Genomic DNA, 17,391 nt, shown 5'->3' on the forward strand with positions numbered 1-17,391 from the left:
ACGCCGCGACGTGCTTACTGGTCGTCGTCCTCTTCGTCCTCTTCGTCTTCATCGCCCAGGTCGCTATCGTCCTCCACCGGGTCCTCGATGCCATCGTCGTCATCGATCTCGCTGTCCTGCGCAGGCCCTTCCTGGATTGGCGCAGTGTCCCTGCCCGGCGCCTTGACGCCATTGGGCGGGGTCGGATCGTCCACGCCGCGATTGCCGTTTTCGTCGTTGCTCATGGTCAGCTCCAGCGGTAAAAGACCGCACGGCCACCCTCCTCCCGCCGATGTGACGTGCACGTGTGTCCTGCACGATCGCAGCGCAGCCCATGCCGGCCACGCCTGAGCCGAGCGAGCGCCACCGCATCCGGCCGGTGCCTGTGGCCGTACTGATGAAAACGCCCACGGAGTCACCCGCATGCCGAGCTTGATCCGCAACCTGGAAAACCTGCTCGCCGCCTGGAAAGCCGAGGCCAGCACCTTCGATGCCTGCGACATGCCGGCCTCCGCGCTGGCCTTCCGCGACTGCCACCGTCGCCTGTCCGCGTTGCTGGACGAACATGCACGCCACACGGCCGCGCCAGTGGTCGAGCGGGCCGCGCACGAGCAGCAGAACTCAGTGCCCCAGCTGCAGGCGCGCGCCATTGCGCCGATGGGTTCCTAGGGTGTCGATCAGCGTGTCGCTGGCCTGATTCACGCCGATCACCTCGACCTCGGCGCCGTGCGCGCGCAGCTTGAGCACCACCCGATCCAGCGCCGCCACCGCGCTGATGTCCCAGAAGTGCGCGTGGCTCAGATCGATCAGCACCTTGGGCGGCGTGCCCGGGAAATCGAAGCTGGCCACGAACTGCCCGGCCGATGCAAAGAACACCTGGCCGCGCACCGCATACACGCGCACTCCGTCGTCACGCTCGCTGGCCTGCACCTGCAACATGCGCCCGACCTTTCGCGCAAAGAACAACGCCGACAGCAGCACCCCGGCCAGCACGCCGCGGGCCAGATCGTGCGTCCACACCGTGACCACGACGGTGCCCAGCATCACCACCGACGAACTCCCCGGGTGCGTGCGCAGATCGCGTAGCGAGCCCCAGCTGAAGGTGCCGATGCTGACCATGATCATCACCGCCACCAGTGCCGCCATCGGAATCTGGCGCACCCAGGGCGCGCCATACACCACCATCAACAGCAGGACGACGCCGGCCACCAGGCACGACAGGCGCCCGCGTCCGCCCGAGCGCACGTTGATCACCGATTGCCCGATCATCGCGCAGCCGGCCATGCCACCGAAGCACCCGGCCAGCAGGTTCGCCAGTCCCTGGCCTGCGCATTCGCGGTTGCGCTGCGACGGGGTGTCGGTGAGGTCTTCGACAATCTGTGCGGTCATCAACGACTCCAGCAGGCCCACCACGGCCAGCGTCGTCGACACCGGCAGCAGGATGCGCACGCTGTCCCACGTCAGCGGCACGTCCGGCAGCAGGAACACCGGCAAGCTGTCGGGCAGACGGCCCATGTCGCCCACGTTGCGGATGTCGATGTGCCAATACGCGCACACCGCCGTCAGCACCACGATGGCGACCAGCGGCGAGGGAATCGCCGTGGTGAAGCGCGGCAGCAGATAGATGATGGCCAGGCCCGCCGCACACACCGCATGCACCGGCCATGGCATGCCGACCAGCTCCGGCAGCTGCGCCAGGAAGATCAGGATCGCCAACGCATTGACGAAGCCGGTGATCACCGAGCGCGAGACAAAGCGCATCAATGCACCCAGGCGCAATGCCGCCGCGATCAGCTGCAGCACGCCGGCCAGCACGGTGGCCGCCAGCAGATACTGCAGCCCGTGTTCCCTGACCAGGTCCACCATCAACAACGCCATTGCGCCGGTGGCGGCAGAAATCATCCCGGGCCGGCCACCGGCGATCGAGGTCACCACCGCAATGCAGAACGCCGCGTACAGCCCGACCTTGGGGTCGACGCCGGCAATGATCGAAAAGGCAATGGCTTCGGGAATCAGCGCAAGCGCGACCACGATGCCGGCGAGCACATCGCCACGCACGTTGCCGAGCCATTGCTGGCGCAACGAGAAAACTCTGGACATTGAAACGACTCCGCGCACCGGCAAACACACGGCGCGAATACATGAACGTCAAACACCTGGACCTTCGCAGCAACTGCGAGCGCGTGATGCCTTAGGTCAGGGTGGTGTCATGTGTCGGAGGAAATCGCTCTGGACGAAGCTGCATGCTAACGCGCTGAGGTCGGTCTGCACAACCCGACGGCGCGCTGCTGCGCACGCGCGTCGAGCCGAGCAACGCTGCCAATGCATGAGCAACATCAACGCACAGGCCGCTGGAAGCTGCGTGCTGGCATCGCATGCTGCCGCTGGCGAGGGCAAGCTGCATGCGTCGCGGGCGCAGGGCGTTGCGTAAGACACCTTCTGCACGCGGTAGATCTACCGGGCCAGCATGCGCCCCGTCGCTTCAGCCGCTGCCGGCAGCGCGTGGCTCAGTCGTCGCCGAGCACACGCTCGCCCATCAGTTCGCGTTCGCGCTTTTCCAGTTCTTCGGCATAGCGCTTGCGCACGAAGCCTTCCGACAACACGCCCAGCACCTTGCGTTGTGCATCGATCACCGCCAGCTCATCGGCCTGCGTGGCGTCGAAGACCTTCATCACCGCCACGATGTCGGTGTCTGCCAGCAATGCCGCGTCGCGGTGGCTGGCGTAGTCGCTCACCGGCGCATCGGCCTGCACGTTGTCCGCATACAGCACCGCCAGCGGCACCACACCGGCGTAATGGCCGGCGGCGTCTTCCAGCACCACGCGCTGGGTGGACCCCAATGGAAACCGCCGGCGAAACTCGCTCACCGTGGTGTCGTGCGCGGTATGGTTGGCATCCTTGCGCATCATCTTGCCGGCCGACAGATTGCGCACCCACCCCACGTCGCGTGCGCTGCGGATGTTCTCGCCACGCAGATGCAGGCGCCAGGTGGAGAACGAATAGCCGAACACCTGGCGCACCACGGTGTTGGCCACCAGCACCGCCACCATCACCGCGCTCGCCAGCACAAAGTCGTGCGTGCCTTCCAGGATCAACATGGCCATCGTCATCGGCGCACCGACAATGGCTGCCGCCAACGCGGCCATGCCCACCAACGAGGCGCTGGTGATATCCACCGCCGCGGCGCCGACCAGCAGGTTCAGGAACACCGCAAACAGGCTGCCCACCAGCGAGCCCATGAACAGCGAAGCGAAGAACAGGCCGCCGCGGAAGCCGAAACCCAGCGAGATGCCCGACGCGATGCATTTGAGCACCAGCACACCGGCCAACACCTGCAGCGTGCTGCTGCTGGTCAGGTCCAGGTGCAGGGCGCCATGCCCCGACGACAGCACCTGCGGCGAATACATCGCCAGCGGAATCAGCAGCAACCCGCCTACCACCGGGCGGCCCCAGATCGGCAGCGCGATCCGCCCCACGGCGCGTTCGATACCGGCCACCAGCCGCATCACCGCGATGCCGATCAACGCGCAGGTCAGCCCCAGCGCAATGTAGATCGCATAGTCGCGCGGCTGCAATTGATAGGCCACCGCCGCCGGCAACGAATACGGCGCGGCACCGAGCGCGTTGGCCATGAACGCGCCGGCCAATGCCGCTGCGGCCACCGGCGCAAGCGCCGAGGGCGTGTAGGCGCCGATCACGATCTCGAACGCGTAGAACGCACCGGCCAGCGGCGCCCCGAATGCACCGGCGATCGCGCCGGCCGCACCGGCACCGACCAGCGTGCGCATGTCGGCCCGGCGGACCCGCAACACACGGCCCAGCTGCGAACCGGCGCCCGCGCCCATCTGCGTATAGGTCGCCTCCAGCCCCACCGATGCACCAACGCCGTTGGACAGCAGCGTCTGCACCGCAACGATCAGGTTGTCGCGCATCGACATCCGCCCGCCGTGCAGGGCATTGGCTTCCACCGCATCCACCAGCGGTCGCTTGCGCCGCCGCGCCAGCAAGGCCACTAGGCCCACCAGCAGGCCGCCCAATGGCAACACCAGCAACTGGGTGGCGGTGATCGCTTCGGCGGTGCTGAGCCGCTCGCCCGGCGCGAGCGCGTACAGCCAGGCCTGCAGCGCATGCGCAATACCGGCCTGCACCACCATCAGTGCCGCCGCGATCAGCCCCACCACGGCTGCCAGCCCGATGAACCACAGATCGTTGGCGCGCAACTGCCGGCGCAACCACTCCAGCGGCCGGCGCCAGGATGCGACTGCCGGGTGCACGACATGCGTGGGGTTGTGAGGAAGTGGCTGCATGGAAGACCAGCGCTCCGCCGGATCAGGGTGCCGGCGCGCGGGGAGACGTCAGCGATGTGGCCTAGTGTGCAGCAACCTGGCTGACCTGCCGCAGTCTGGCCGCGGCAGGGCACGCAACGAACACGGCGGCGCAGCGGGCGCCGGCCACGCGCCGGGGGACGGCGCGCTCACCCCAGCGCACACAGCGGCGTTTCCCCGGGGCGCAAGGTCAGCACACGCACACCGGTACGCGTCACCGCCACGGTGTGCTCGAACTGCGCCGACAACGTGCCATCGCGCGTACGCACCGGCCAGTGATCCGGCTCGGCGCGGATCGCCGCTCTGCCCTGGTTGAGTATCGGCTCGATGGTGAACACCATGCCTTCCTGCAGCGGCATCCCGGTGCCGGCATGCCCGTAGTGCAGGATCTGCGGCTCCTCATGCATCTGCCGGCCGATGCCATGCCCGCAATATTCCTTCACCACGCCATAGCCCTGCTCGCGCGCATGCCGCGCAATCGCATGACCGATATCGCCCAGCCGGGCGCCCGGACGTACCGCGGCAATCCCCTTCCACATCGCCTGATAGGCAGCCCGCACCAACCGCCGCGCCGGATACGCCACCTCGCCCACCAGGTACGTCGTGCTGGAGTCGGCGATATAGCCGTTCTTTTCCAGCGTGATATCCAGATTGACGATCTGCCCGTTGCGCAGCACGTCCGCAGCCGATGGCACGCCGTGGCACACCACATCGTCGATCGAGGCATTGAGCACGAAGGGAAAGCCGTACTGCCCCTTGCTGGCCGGCCGCGCGTCCAGCTCATCGACAATCATCCGCTCGACGAAGTCGTTGAGTTCCAGCGTGCTGCGGCCTGCCAGCGGCAGCCGATCCAGCGCATGGAACACCTGCGCCAGCAACGCACCGGCGGTGGCCAGCAACGCGATCTCCGCCGGCTGCTTGATCATGCCCGCGCCGGTTTCAAGGATGGCGGCCGTACGCCCGCCGCCCGCAGCTGCTGCGCCACGATCTGCTGAAACGACAACTCCGGATGCATCTCGCACAGCATGCCGACCTTGATCCAGAACGTGGCCTGCGCATTGATCGACCGGCTGGTCACCGTGCACGCGCGACGTAGCTGATCGTGCAGTTCGTCATCGATATTGACGATGCCCATGCAAGCTCCAATGTCAGGAATATACGAATCGTATATGAAACGCATATCCGCGCACAAACGCCGGTACATGCCCTCGGCTGCGCTCGGGGTATGCCAAGCGAACGCAGCCGGGAAGGAAACCGGGAACGGAGCGCTAGTGGCCGGCAACCGGCGAGCGTGCGCCCGCGGCAAACCCATGGCGTCTGGCACGCCATGCAATCAACCATCCGATGGCCAGCAGCAAGGCCATGGCAACCGGGAAGGTCCGCGCGCCCCAGTGGTCCAGCAGCACGCCGCCCACCACGCCACCGCCGGCGATGACGCTGTTCCAGGCCACCACATTGAGCGATAGCGCCACATCGGCGCCTTCGCCTGCGCTGTCGGCAAGTGCCGTCTGCAGCAGGGTCGCCGCACCGCCGAAGGTCAGCCCCCATATCGCCACACATACGTAGACCACAGGTTGCACGTCCTGCAGGAATGCCAGCACCACCGAGATCGCGAGGAACGTTGCCAACGACACCAACACCGTGCCACGCAGATGCTGCTCCACCAGCCTTGCTGCCACGCCGATGCCAGCCAGTGCCGCAACGCCGAAGATCAGCAGCAACACGTCCACGCGATGTCCCAGCCCAGCGTGTGCGGCGAACGGCGCCACATAGGTGTACAGGATGTTGTGGGCCAGCATCCACGCCATCACCGTGGCGAGCACGGGACGCACGCCCGGCGTGCCAAGCACCTTGCGCAGCGGCACCCGCTGCGCTGCCGACTGGCCCGGGTAGTCGGGCACTTTCAGCAGCACCCACACGATCAGGATCAGCGTCAATCCGGACATCGCGGCAAACGCGCTCCGCCAACCCAGCAGGCCACCCATCCAGGTGCCCAGCGGCACGCCGAGGGAGAGCGCAACCGGCGTGCCCACCATCGCAATCGCCATGGCCCTGCCCTGCTGGTTCGGCTGCACCATGCGCCGCGCATAACCGGCAAGCAGGCTCCACGCCAGGCCTGCCGCTGCGCCGGCAAAGAAGCGCGCCGCCAGGGTCAGGCTGTAGTTGCTCGACAGTGCGGTGACCGAGTTGAACAACAGGAAGCCGACGATGGTGAGCAGCAGCACGTTACGCCGCCGCCACTGCTGGGTCGCAATGGTCAGCGGGATGGCAGCCACCACCGAACCCAACGCGTACGCGGTCACCGTCTGCCCGGCCAGTGCCGGGCTGATGCCAAGGCCCGCGGACAGTTGCGGCAGCAACCCTGCCGGCAGCGTTTCGGTCACGATGCAGATGAAACCGGTCATGGCCAGCGCCAACAGGGCGGCGATTGGTAATGGCGGCGGGATCGCACCGGCGGTGGATGCAGTTGGAGAGGTCACACGCTGTCCTTCGTTGGGGAGGGAGATTTCTGCACGGCTCGCTACATCTATATTGATCGATACATATCTAGGCCAAAAAAAGCAGGTCGTCGTCGTGAGACCTGCCGGCCGGTAACACCACGCCATGATCTGTATCGTTCGATATATATATCCGCGCGGCGACCGCGTTGTCAACGATATCTGTATCGACTAGTCTTGATGTAGAGATCGGAGGGCGCCATGGCGCAAATGGGAAGGCCGCGCAGCTTTGATCGCGACGCCGCGGTCGAGCAGGCGCTTCACCTGTTCTGGGAACAGGGCTACGAATCCACCTCGCTGAGCCAGCTCAAGGCCGCAATTGGCGGAGGCATCACCGCGCCCAGCTTCTACGCCGCGTTCGGCTCGAAGGAAGCGCTCTTCAGGGAATGCATGGACCGCTACCTGGCGACCTACGCAAAGGTGACCCACTGCTTGTGGGACACCACGCTCGGCCCGAAACAGGCGGTGGAACTCGCGCTGCGCCGCTCGGCCAAGATGCAGTGCGAGCGCGGCCACCCGAAAGGCTGCATGGTCACGCTGGGAGTGATGAGCGCGCCGTCGCCGGAGTTCTCGGCACTGTGCGCACCGCTGACACGCTCGCGCGCCCGCACCCGGGCCGGCATCCGCGCCTGCGTGGACCGCGCCATCGCCAGCGGAGACCTCGGGCCGGCCGCCGACGCTGCCGCACTGACCTGCGTGTTCGACAGCTTCCTGCTCGGGCTCTCCACGCTCGCCCGGGATGGCATGAGCTTCAAGGCGATGGATGCCGCCATTACCCAGCTCATGGGGTTCTGGGACGCCCAGGCCGGCTAGGCAGGCCGCGCTTCAACCTGTGCGCCGCAGCGGCCAGGAACGGCAGCGCGCATTGCGCTGAATTTCTCAGTCGAAGGTGCCGATCGCAGCAAGCCGCACCAACTCGTCCACCACGTAGCGCACCTTCGGGCGCAAGTGGCGCGTGCGCGGCCAGAGCGCGTAGATTTCGATGCAATAGCCCGTGCACTCTTCCAGGACGAGACGCAAGCTGCCCGACTGGATGTGCGGGCGCACCAGCGAGATCGGCATCTGGCAGATGCCCAGACCTCCGATCGCAGCGTCGATGACAGCGTCCCCGTCATTCAACTGGTGCGTTCCTTCAGGTACGAAATCGCGGTCGGCCACCTTGCCGCCAAACCGCCAGCCGACAGGCTGGCCATTGCGGAAGCCCACGACGCTGCGATGCGCCTGCAGGTCCTTGATCGTGCGAGGAGTGCCGTGCGCGGCGAGATACGCGGGTGATGCGCATAACACCAGGCGCTGGCGTCCCAGCTTGCGTGCCACCAGGCCACCCGAACTTTCGAGTCCGCCAAACCGGATCGTCAGGTCGATGCCTTCCTGGGCCGGGTCGATCAGATGGTCGTTGAAGGAGAGCGTGTAGTGGAGGTCGGGATGCGCTGCGCCGATGCGGAGCAGGATCGGCAACATGACGTGGCGGCCGAAAGACGAGGGCATGTCCACCCGCAGCCGGCCGGCGGGCAATGACGACTGCGAGGCCAGGCCGGCTTCTGCACTAGCGATCTCTTCCAACGCAGCAGCGCATGCGGCGAAATAGGATTCGCCGTCGGCGGTGAGCGCGATGCGGCGCGTGGTGCGATGGAACAGGCGCACGCGCAGCCGCGCCTCCAGGCGGGCGATCGCCTTGCCCACCGCCGAACGCGAGATCCCCAGCGACGCGGCCGCCTCGGTGAACGTGCTGGAACGGGCCGCGGTGACGAAGGTGACCAGCCCATTGAGTGTCTCGACAGGAATCATCCGACTTCCGTTGGGGAATTGTTGTCCCCAATGACGGGACTCCTGGCACCTTTATGTGCATCGAAGTCAACCTTACCTTCTTTAGCCCTCCCCACCAAATACCCTCCCCCCCATGACATCAACGATTTTCCAACCCTTCGACCTCGGCGACACCCGGCTGAGCAACCGCATCGTGATGGCACCGATGACCCGCGCCCGCAATCCGGAGTACGTTGCGAACGCATTGACGGCCACGTATTACGGCCAACGCGCGAGTGCAGGCCTGATTGTCAGCGAGGGCACGCCTGTCTCGCAGCAAGGCCAGGGCTACATCGATGTGCCCGGCATCTGGTCGCAGGAGCAGGTTGCCGGCTGGAAGGTGGTGACCGATGCAGTGCATGCGCGGCAGGGCAAGATCTTCGCCCAGCTGTGGCATGTGGGCCGCATGTCGCATACCTCGCTACAGCCCAATGGCGCCGATCCGGTGAGCGCGAGCACGCGCCCGGTTGCATCCAGCTCCAAGAGCTTTGCATTCATCTACCGCGAGGACGGAACGCGGGGGACGGCTGAGCCCAGCCCGGCGCGTGCGCTCGAGACCGAAGAAGTGCCGGGCATCGTCAGGGATTTCGAACAGGCGGCCCAACGCGCGATCGATGCAGGCTTCGACGGCATCGAGATCCACGCGGCCAATGGCTACCTCTTCGAGCAGTTCCTCAACCCGATCACCAACGACCGTGTCGACGCCTACGGCGGCTCGCTGCAGAACAGGGCGCGGCTCATCCTCGAGACCGTGGATGCGGTGGCAGCGCGCATCGGCTCGCGCAAGGTGGGAATCCGCCTTGCACCGAACAATCGCCAATTCGACATGCCCGCATACGCGGAGAGCGAGGCCAGCTACCTGTACCTGGCCGAAGAACTGGCCAAGCGCGGGCTTGCGTATGTGCATCTGAACGACAACCACGCAAACGGCTCTCCCGACATGAGCGAAACGTTCCTCGCAGCGTTCAAGCGCAGCTACGGCGGCACCGTGATCCTTGCGGGCAAATTGACCCTGGAATGGGCCACTCGGTTGATCGACCAGGGGGTGATCGACCTGGCCGCGTTCGGCCAGCCTTTCATTGCAAACCCGGACCTCGTCGCCCGCCTGCAGACAGGTGTCCCGCTCGCCACTCCGGATCGCGACACCTACTACGGCGGCGGTGCAGAGGGTTACATCGACTATCCGGCCGCAACCTGATCGCAACCTGACAAGACGCATCCACCGCGTCGATGCACCGCCGGCAGCTGCCGCTGCGCCCTGCGAACTCGCCTCCATGGGACATCGCAGCGCGCAGCGGCATGCTCCTGCGCGGGGCTGCAGCGCGCATGGAGGTGGACGCGAGTGACGCGTCGTCCCTTGCGCTGGCAGCATGCGTGATTGCCGGCGGCGCGCCATCGACCTGCAATAGCGCGCGCACAAACGCCGGGCAACGGGCGCCGAATGCCAGGTGGCGCGTGACACTGGCAACGACGACCACCAAGACCATGCGCTGCCGACGGCAAGACCGCCCAGCCGCAGCTAATTGCGCGGCAATTTCCCGGCCAACCTCAAATCAAACGCCTGCAGATCGCTGAGCCGACTGCAGAGCACCACGCTATCCAGGCGCGTGGCGCCTGCCACCATGGGCGGCGATGAACATTCCGACAGCCGACCGGCAGTAGGACTCGATTTCATGGCTGTCTTCTGCTTTCCGCGCATCGAAGCGCGCGATGATCAGCAGGTCGGCTCCCTTGAAAAGCGCCGCAAACAAGCGCGCGGACCCGAGAGGATCGGGCACGTCCAGCAGTGCCCGCTCATGCAACTGACGTAACAACGCCGCGATTTGGGCAATGACATACGCGGGGCCGCCCTCGTAGTGGAGCCTGCTCAAGGAATTCTGGTTCGTCTTGTCGGCCATGACCATGGCTTCAACGCTGCGGACATCCGGGCTCAACAGGGTGCGAAGCAGCGATGATCCAACGGCCATCAGTTGGTCTTCAGCCGGGCCGTCGACGCTTTCAGAAAACATCTGCGGCGCAAATTGGTGGCACCGGTCTGCGATGGCCGCGCTGAACAGCGCCTCCTTGCTCTCGAAGTGCCGGTAGATGCTGAGCTTGGAGATCTTCGCCCGATGGGCGACCTTGTCCAATGTGGTCGCCTGGAAGCCCAGTTCCACAAAAAGCGCATAGGCAGCGTCGATGATCGTTTGACCAAGCGCCGCATTGGTTGGCCGGCCGCGCCGGCTTTGACTGTTCTGGGCCACTCGAATTTGAGTCCTTGACAGTATCCTAATTCTGTATTTAGGATACTAACCAGTACCAAAAATGGCAACCCGCAGGCGGGCGCGTTTCCAGCTCCAGGCGTTTCGCCAGGCCGGCGGCCTCTTTCATTGACAGCTCGGAACCTATTCCTATGGATGACGTCATCATCATCGGCGGCAGCTTTGCAGGTCTCGCCGCCGCCCTGCAGCTTGGCCGTGCCCGCCGCAAGGTCACTGTCCTGGACACCGGCCGGCCGCGTAACCGCTTTGCCGGACACTCGCACGGCGTGCTCGGCCACGATCACAAGCCACCGCTGGACATCCTGGTCGAGGCCCGGCAGCAACTGACGCGCTACCCAACGATCAGGCTGATCGATGCGCGGGCCGAGCGGGTGTCAGGCGTTATCGACGATTTCTGCGTGCTTACCGACGATCACGAAAGCCTGAAGGCGCGTCGCCTGATTCTGAGCTATGGCGTTGTCGACCAGATGCCCGCGGTGCCGGGCTATGCCGAAAGCTGGGGAACATCCATCGTGCCCTGCCCTTACTGCGATGGCTTCGAAGTCGCCTCGCAACATTGGGGCCTGGTCTGGTCCGGCCCGCAGTCGATGCACCAGGTCCGGCTGTTCCACGATTGGACTGACAGGCTGACGGTCTTTGCCGATGGCCACGCCATCGCACCCGAGCTACGGGCCGACCTGGCAAGCCGCAACGTGCCTGTGGCCGATGGCCGGATGACCGGGATTGCCCGTCTCGGGGACCACGGCGCCACCATCAGCATCGATGACGGCTCGGACGTTGCGGTCGATATCCTGTTTGCGCATCCGCGCACCACGCCATCGGCAAGCCTGCACGAATCGCTGGGCCTGGCCACGGTCAACACGCCGACCGGCATCGCGCTCAAGGTCGACGAGCGCCGCGAAACCAGCATGCCCGGCATCTACGCCGCAGGCGACCTCGCCAATCCCGGAATGGCCTCGGTCACCACTGCATCATGGCAGGGCGCCACGGCGGGTATCGCCGCCCAGCAATCGATGCTGGTTTGAGACAGACCGACGAATGTCGAGCACATCACCTTCGATCTGCCACATCGCGGCTTCCACGCATTGCAGCGGCCGAGGGTCTCAACAACGACGTTGGGCCCGACTACGAAGTCCCCAACGGCAGATACAGTGTCAGCGCACTCTCTGCAGCCTCACGGAATCCGTAGCTCTTGTAGAACCCGGCTGCCTTCGTATGCAAGGCATCCACCAGCAGCACTCGCACGCCCAACTGCTCCCGCAGACTCAAGCAACGAGCGATCGCATGTGCCAGCAGGTAATCCCCATGCCCCTTACCCTGCTCTGCTGATGAAACCGCCAAGCGTCCCATCCGGATCGCGGGCACCGGGTAGTTGGGCAGGCGCTTGCGATCCTGCTCCTGTAACGCTGTCAGCAAGAGCTGGGCCGCTGACAAGGTGTAGTAGCCCAGAATGTTGCCAGCAACCTCATCATCCACCAGGACATGGGTCGTGCTGATGCCATCGCTGTGATGCTGCACCGCCTGCCGCCGCAGATACGCATCCAGTGTCGACTCCCCGCAGCTGAAACCGTTGCGGTCGTGCCGCTCTGGCTGGAGTTGCTCAACGATTGGCACGCACTTAGCCCTGCGCGACGCGGGCGAGCGCCTTCCTCAACTTGGCATTGGGCTGGAAGGGTGCGTCCAAGGCTTTCAGGAATCGCTTGGATTCCTCCGCCGACAACGTCACTGTCAACTCGGCGGCCATGACGCTCTCCGCCTCGCGCATGACCGCATCACGCACAAAGGCCGAAAGTGGCACGCCACGCAGATCGGCGGCACGGGAAATCCTCGCCTTGTCGGCCGGGTTCAATCGCAGGTCCAGACGGGCAGCAGCGTTGGTCATTGCAAGCTCCTATTTGTACGGAATATTACCGTACAGGCCGCCCGTGTCAAATAACCAGCCCCGCCCCAGGCAGGCGTCGTGGTGGACCTTCAACGACCTTGGTGGCTTGGACAAGACAGCAGACAGGCGGTGCGCGTGACAACCGCTAGCGAGCAGACGGGCGCTTTGGCCAGTGCCTGGCATCAGAGGTTGGACGACATGGTTGCCTGCCTTGACCTGCAACGCGTGTGCTCGCTCGCCGGCTACAGCGCCCAGCCCGAAAGAGCGTCAGGCACGCCTACGTAGTGCCGGAGTTTCTCGAAATGAGCTCTGCCAACTCCAATGCTTTCTCGTTGACACGCGCCATGAGCTGGAGCGAGGTGCGTGCGTCGCCGCATATTCGGCGACCGGGATTGGCGTCCCGGAACCTGAGGCGCACCAGCGCCCATCGATCGATGCATGGCGCTTTTTTATCGCTCGCATCGTCGCGGGCGCATGCCGGCCAGCTTTATGGCGGGCGGTGCGCGGGGGTCGCAAGGCCCACCGGTCCTCAGGCCGGCACGCCAACCGCGTACCGTCCGTCACCCGGATTGGCGTCGGGGTGACGGATTTCCAAAACCTGAGGAAATCCACATGTCCTACGACACCCAAGAAACACCCGCGTCTGTGGCGCGTCAGATTGCCCAGCATGTTGGCCTGATCGCCCATACCTTCGAATGCAGCCATACCGCGTGGCTGAGCCGGTTGGCACGCCCCGCAAATACAGGCAAGGCCGTCCACGCCCTTACGTTTGCAGACTGCGAAGCAGCGCTCGCTGCAGTCGACGCCTTGCATGCGCAGGTGCGGCGATGAGCACGCGCAAACAGTTCCGCGTCTGCACGGGCGTCACCCTCAGCTTCGAAATGATGCAGGGCTATGTGCTCGCCATGCTGCATTCCCACGCGCAACCCGGTCTGCCGCCGGTCCTGATCGCCTGCGAAGCCACCGGCTTTGATGACGTGTTGCCAGGCGGCGATGCGCAGAGCGTGGTGCTGGACCGGTTGCATGTCTGCATGCATGAAGACCCGGCAGTTGATGTCCTCACTTGCGGCAAATCCGACAGCCGGCGCCGTGATGATCGGAGCGAGCATGCTTAGAGCGCAGCGACGCCTGCTAATCCCTACACTCGGGCGGCGGCCCGGACCGCCTCTACACCTGTGGAGCCATGCAACGGGCCGGTGTAAGGAAGGGCCCGTACTTAATCAGGTTTCAGCACGGATTCTCCAGGAACTTGCCCGGATCAGGCAGAAAGTGTGATATCTCCAGCAGGTACGCTTCTGGAACCAGCGTATCGCTTCAGGCGAATCCGGCTTTTCTGGTGGAGGCGGCGCGTCCAGGTCGCCCTGGATGAAGTAGATGGTCTTGTTGGACGTGGTCATGGCGGCGCGTTCCTTGCGGTTGGAGTTCAGGTGGAAACCCGTGAAGCACGTGGACGTCCAGAAAGGATCAAGACCCTCTCAGGCGCTTGCGAAGCGCCAGCCGCCCTGCCCGCTTCCGGGGATCGCAGCGGCGTGTAAGCCGCAGGTCAATGCAGTAGCAGACGCTGGCCAACGGCAGGCACAACAACAGATACAGGCCCGGCAGGGCCCTGCCGGGTACGCCGTGGTTGATGAGGAGATCCATCAAAGGCAGCATGAAAGCGAGCGAGAAGAGCGAGACAAACAGGTGCCAGAAGCTGAAGAATAGGTATCGATTCGTCCAGCGCGTGCCCTTCGCAGGGCTGTCGATCGACTAGGTTGCCAGGCGATGTGCGGCCACCCGCACCCGGCATCCGCAGCCGAGCATTCCGGACCCGAACACGATGCCCACATAGATCAGCGAAAGGGTCAGCATGTGTCAGCGCTCGCGCAGGGATTCAGTGGTGTGCTGTTGAAAACAACTAGGCAGGTAGTCGATGACCCGGCGCTTGCCCGTCTTGATCTCTGCGCTAAGGCTCATCCCGGCATTCAACCGCACACGTATATTATCGACGTTCAGTGCGACCCGCTCCAGCTTCACCCGGGCAGGGAACACTGGGCCCAGCAGTTCGTCCTGCACGGCGTCATGGCAGACGCTAACTAGCTTGCCGGTCAGGTAGCCGTAGCGGGTATATGGAAAGCTATCGACTTTCACGATCAAGTCCTGACCCGGCCGCACGAAGCCGATGCCCTTGTTGAGCACGGTGGCCTCGATCTCCAGAGCGTCTTCGCTGGGTACGACGACCAGAAGTTCCTGGGCTGGTGCGACAACGCCACCCACAGTATGCACAGCCAGCTGTTGGACGGTGCCAGCTACCGGTGCCCGCAGCGCAGCCCATTCAATTCCGGAAGCGCGATCACTTGTGCCGCGACATCGACCCTAGTGCTGAGCCGCTACAACCCGATGAACAGTGGCAGCGCGTATTTGATACCTGCTCAAACACATCTACCGACATCTGTGGCAAGCGCGCACCGAAGGCCTGCGCAGCCTTATAACGCAACGCGCCACCTACTGAGTCCGCCCCCTCGTTTGCTGCGGCAGCGCTATCGACAAACATCGCACGGCTCGACCCTTCGTTCCGAGAGGCCGCAGTTCGTAGCCAAGCCGTGCGGCGCAGGCGGCGCCGGATAATTACGTTGGCATAGCTGTGTCCTCCGTAACCGATGCGCCTGGCGTGACAGCACTTCGCCTTACAGGGCATTTGCAGAAGCAAAAGAAGTGAAAGTACAGAAACACACGTTGCGTGTATTCAAGGCCACTCGAGCATGCGCTCGGCCGCCTCCTCCTAACAAAGGCTCCTCATGTCATTGTCTTTTCGTTCGTCGCCCCTCGTGTTGATTACGCTCTCGGCCATCCTCGCGACACTCACTGCGTGCGAAAAGCCAGCGCCATCGGTGTCAACCCCGAAACCCAAGGCTACACCAGCTGACGTCCAGGCGAATATCCAATGGCATGAGGGAAATGTCGAAAAGGCGTTCGAGGAAGCAAGGAAGACCGGTAAGCCGCTCCTGATGTACTGGGGTGCAGTGTGGTGCCCTCCCTGCAATCGCCTAAAGGTCACTACTTTCAAAGACCAGGCATTTATCGCACAGACTCAGCAGTTTGTGGCGGTGCATCTGGATGGAGACTCGGAAGAAGCACAGTCCGCTGGCGATCGATTCGGTGTCAAGGGATACCCGACCATTGTCATGTTGCGCCCAGACGGCACCGAAATCACTCGGGTTATCGGAGATAACACAACAGCTCAACTGATCCAAAGCCTCCGCGCGGCCACCCAGCTCAATATAAGCACCAAGCAGCTGCTCAACGTGGCACTAAAGAATCCATCATCCTTGAAGCACGACGAATGGGCTTTGCTGAGCAATTACGGATGGCTGCTAGACAACCGGCTCGTCGACCCCAATGATGCGCCTGGAGTGCTGTCCAAGCTGGCAAAGACGGCGCCGGAGCCGCATCTGCAACGGCGCTTCGGGCTGTTAGCGGTACTGGTTGCTACGCAGAAGCCAGCTGCGACACCGGCCGCAAATACACTGCTGCGGACAGTCATTGCCGACCCCTCGGACGTACGAGCCAACCTGCATCTGCTCAACTCCGGTGCCGCGACGCTGGTGGCCTCCGCCGCTAACGATGCTGGCGAGCGCGCCACCTTGTCCAGTGCGTTGAACCGGGCATTGGCCCAGGCCTACGCGGACCCCTCGCTACCCATTGTAGATCGGTTGAGCACGTCATCCGCCCTTATTGAGCTTGCTCAACTGGCCCAGGGGAAGAACGCTACGTCGGACCCAAGTGGACCACAGCCCTCCCTACCCGCCTCCGTCGTCGAGACGGTCCATGAGCGCGTGCGTTGGGCGTTGTCAGCGGCAAAGACCGCGGAAGAGCGTCAGGCGACCGTTGAGCGAGCGGGCGGACTGCTAGTAGAGGTGGGTGACACCACCGGAGCAGAGCACTTACTGCTGGCCGAGTTGGGTCGCAGTAAGACCCCTTCTTACTACATGCCTTACCTGGGCCAGCTCGCCGAGATGCGCGGCGACAGCAAGTCCGCCCTATCGTGGTTTAAAAAAGCTTATGAGACACCAGGTAGTCAGGGAACCCTTGTGCAGCGAGGCGTGGCCTACTTGGATACTCTGATCCGCCTGAGCCCGGATGACGCTGACCGGATCGAGGCCGTTGCAACCCAGGTCATCGGCGACCTAGCCGAGCAAACGGACGGCTACCTGCGTGATAACCGACAACACTTCGATCCGGTCGGGGCTTCTCTGCAGTCCTGGAGCAAACAGCATCAAGCACAAGGTACCGCAGTTCTGGCACGCGTTCGCCAGAAAGCTCAGGTGACCTGTGGCCGCAAGACCGACTGTGCTGCCTGGCTTGGCAAAGCACCTGCTGCGTAGCCCCGAAACTGGGCCGCGCTGCCGAGCCTTCAAGATGGCTACGAGTAGCAGTGTCGACTCCCCGTAAAATTGATCCATCCATAACTAGAGGTCTCCGGGCACACTAACCACCAAGGAGACCAACGATGCGCAAGAGCAAGTTCACCGACAGCCAGATTGTCGCCACGCTGAAGCAGGTGGAGGGCGGGCGCCAGGTCAAGGATGTGTACCGTGAGCTGGGTATATCCGACGCGACGTACTACGTCTGGAAGTCCAAGTACGGTGGCATGGAGGCCG

19 protein-coding genes and 1 pseudogene are annotated in these 17,391 nt (G+C 64.1%); 8 read left to right on the top strand and 12 right to left on the bottom strand.

The features are described from left to right. Positions 1-14: 14 nt before the first annotated feature. The gene (locus EO170_RS02185) at positions 15-224 is read right to left on the bottom strand and encodes a hypothetical protein (RefSeq protein WP_119128246.1); all 210 of its coding nucleotides are present in this window, start codon (positions 222-224) and stop codon (positions 15-17) included. A 178-nt stretch (positions 225-402) separates the two neighbouring features. On the opposite strand from EO170_RS02185, the gene EO170_RS02190 reads away from it, so the two are divergent. Beyond that, complete coding sequence (locus tag EO170_RS02190; RefSeq protein WP_126942194.1) at positions 403-648, top strand: hypothetical protein; 246 nt, start codon at positions 403-405, stop codon at positions 646-648. On the opposite strand, the gene EO170_RS02195 is transcribed toward EO170_RS02190, so the two are convergent. The 5 genes from EO170_RS02195 to EO170_RS02215 form a co-directional block, all read right to left on the bottom strand. Further along, complete coding sequence (locus tag EO170_RS02195) at positions 601-2,079, bottom strand: SulP family inorganic anion transporter (RefSeq protein WP_241239377.1); 1,479 nt, start codon at positions 2,077-2,079, stop codon at positions 601-603. The genes EO170_RS02190 and EO170_RS02195 overlap by 48 nt on opposite strands. Positions 2,080-2,486: 407 nt before the next feature. Then, a complete protein-coding gene (locus EO170_RS02200) occupies positions 2,487-4,286 on the bottom strand; it encodes a chloride channel protein (protein WP_126942197.1) in 1,800 nt (599 codons plus the stop codon). A gap of 167 nt (positions 4,287-4,453) precedes the next feature. Further along, positions 4,454-5,230: a type I methionyl aminopeptidase gene (map, locus tag EO170_RS02205; RefSeq protein ID WP_126942200.1), complete on the bottom strand. Its 777-nt coding sequence runs from the start codon at positions 5,228-5,230 to the stop codon at positions 4,454-4,456. Beyond that, complete coding sequence (locus tag EO170_RS02210; protein WP_104583161.1) at positions 5,227-5,439, bottom strand: ParD-like family protein; 213 nt, start codon at positions 5,437-5,439, stop codon at positions 5,227-5,229. The genes map and EO170_RS02210 overlap by 4 nt, the downstream gene beginning before the upstream one ends. A gap of 133 nt (positions 5,440-5,572) precedes the next feature. Next, positions 5,573-6,784: an MFS transporter gene (locus tag EO170_RS02215; protein WP_343134519.1), complete on the bottom strand. Its 1,212-nt coding sequence runs from the start codon at positions 6,782-6,784 to the stop codon at positions 5,573-5,575. Positions 6,785-7,003: 219 nt separating this feature from the next. On the opposite strand from EO170_RS02215, the gene EO170_RS02220 reads away from it, so the two are divergent. Next, positions 7,004-7,615, top strand: coding sequence for a TetR/AcrR family transcriptional regulator (locus EO170_RS02220; RefSeq protein WP_104583160.1), 612 nt, complete (start codon positions 7,004-7,006; stop codon positions 7,613-7,615). 66 nt (positions 7,616-7,681) lie between these two features. On the opposite strand, the gene EO170_RS02225 is transcribed toward EO170_RS02220, so the two are convergent. After that, a complete protein-coding gene (locus EO170_RS02225) occupies positions 7,682-8,590 on the bottom strand; it encodes a LysR family transcriptional regulator (protein ID WP_126942203.1) in 909 nt (302 codons plus the stop codon). A 112-nt stretch (positions 8,591-8,702) separates the two neighbouring features. Between EO170_RS02225 and EO170_RS02230 the strand changes: the two genes are divergently transcribed. Then, a complete protein-coding gene (locus tag EO170_RS02230; protein ID WP_126942206.1) occupies positions 8,703-9,806 on the top strand; it encodes an alkene reductase in 1,104 nt (367 codons plus the stop codon). 397 nt (positions 9,807-10,203) lie between these two features. On the opposite strand, the gene EO170_RS02235 is transcribed toward EO170_RS02230, so the two are convergent. Next, the gene (locus tag EO170_RS02235; protein WP_126942210.1) at positions 10,204-10,851 is read right to left on the bottom strand and encodes a TetR/AcrR family transcriptional regulator; all 648 of its coding nucleotides are present in this window, start codon (positions 10,849-10,851) and stop codon (positions 10,204-10,206) included. Between the two features lie 149 nt (positions 10,852-11,000). Between EO170_RS02235 and EO170_RS02240 the strand changes: the two genes are divergently transcribed. Beyond that, entirely contained in the window at positions 11,001-11,894 is an 894-nt protein-coding gene (locus tag EO170_RS02240; protein WP_126942213.1) for an NAD(P)/FAD-dependent oxidoreductase, read from the top strand. A 100-nt stretch (positions 11,895-11,994) separates the two neighbouring features. Here EO170_RS02240 and EO170_RS02245 read toward each other — a convergent pair whose 3' ends face one another. Together EO170_RS02245 and EO170_RS02250 are read right to left on the bottom strand one after the other, a co-directional pair. Next, on the bottom strand, positions 11,995-12,483 hold the full coding sequence (locus EO170_RS02245; RefSeq protein ID WP_119128238.1) for a GNAT family N-acetyltransferase: 489 nt from the start codon (positions 12,481-12,483) through the stop codon (positions 11,995-11,997). Positions 12,484-12,487: 4 nt separating this feature from the next. Further along, positions 12,488-12,751, bottom strand: a complete 264-nt coding sequence (locus EO170_RS02250; protein ID WP_104583154.1) for a DUF1778 domain-containing protein — start codon at positions 12,749-12,751, stop codon at positions 12,488-12,490. A 612-nt stretch (positions 12,752-13,363) separates the two neighbouring features. Between EO170_RS02250 and EO170_RS02255 the strand changes: the two genes are divergently transcribed. Both EO170_RS02255 and EO170_RS02260 read left to right on the top strand, forming a co-directional pair. Next, positions 13,364-13,582: a hypothetical protein gene (locus EO170_RS02255; protein ID WP_126942237.1), complete on the top strand. Its 219-nt coding sequence runs from the start codon at positions 13,364-13,366 to the stop codon at positions 13,580-13,582. After that, positions 13,579-13,866 carry a hypothetical protein gene (locus tag EO170_RS02260; RefSeq protein ID WP_164740880.1) on the top strand — a complete coding sequence of 96 codons (288 nt, stop codon included), beginning with the start codon at positions 13,579-13,581 and terminating at the stop codon, positions 13,864-13,866. Before EO170_RS02255 ends, EO170_RS02260 begins: the two co-directional genes overlap by 4 nt. A gap of 105 nt (positions 13,867-13,971) precedes the next feature. On the opposite strand, the gene EO170_RS21415 is transcribed toward EO170_RS02260, so the two are convergent. Then, entirely contained in the window at positions 13,972-14,148 is a 177-nt protein-coding gene (locus EO170_RS21415) for a hypothetical protein (protein ID WP_164740881.1), read from the bottom strand. A 457-nt stretch (positions 14,149-14,605) separates the two neighbouring features. Next, a pseudogene (locus EO170_RS02265) lies at positions 14,606-15,091 on the bottom strand (HlyD family efflux transporter periplasmic adaptor subunit); the annotation flags it as partial. A 437-nt stretch (positions 15,092-15,528) separates the two neighbouring features. Here EO170_RS02265 and EO170_RS02275 point away from each other — a divergent pair. Both EO170_RS02275 and EO170_RS02280 read left to right on the top strand, forming a co-directional pair. Next, positions 15,529-17,115 carry a thioredoxin family protein gene (locus EO170_RS02275; protein WP_126942219.1) on the top strand — a complete coding sequence of 529 codons (1,587 nt, stop codon included), beginning with the start codon at positions 15,529-15,531 and terminating at the stop codon, positions 17,113-17,115. Between the two features lie 125 nt (positions 17,116-17,240). Further along, on the top strand, positions 17,241-17,391 hold a 151-nt coding region (locus EO170_RS02280), incomplete at its 3' end, for a transposase (RefSeq protein ID WP_164740882.1).

The organism is Xanthomonas sp. BRIP62409 (assembly GCF_003992965.1).
In the GTDB taxonomy this organism is placed as follows: domain Bacteria; phylum Pseudomonadota; class Gammaproteobacteria; order Xanthomonadales; family Xanthomonadaceae; genus Xanthomonas; species Xanthomonas euroxanthea.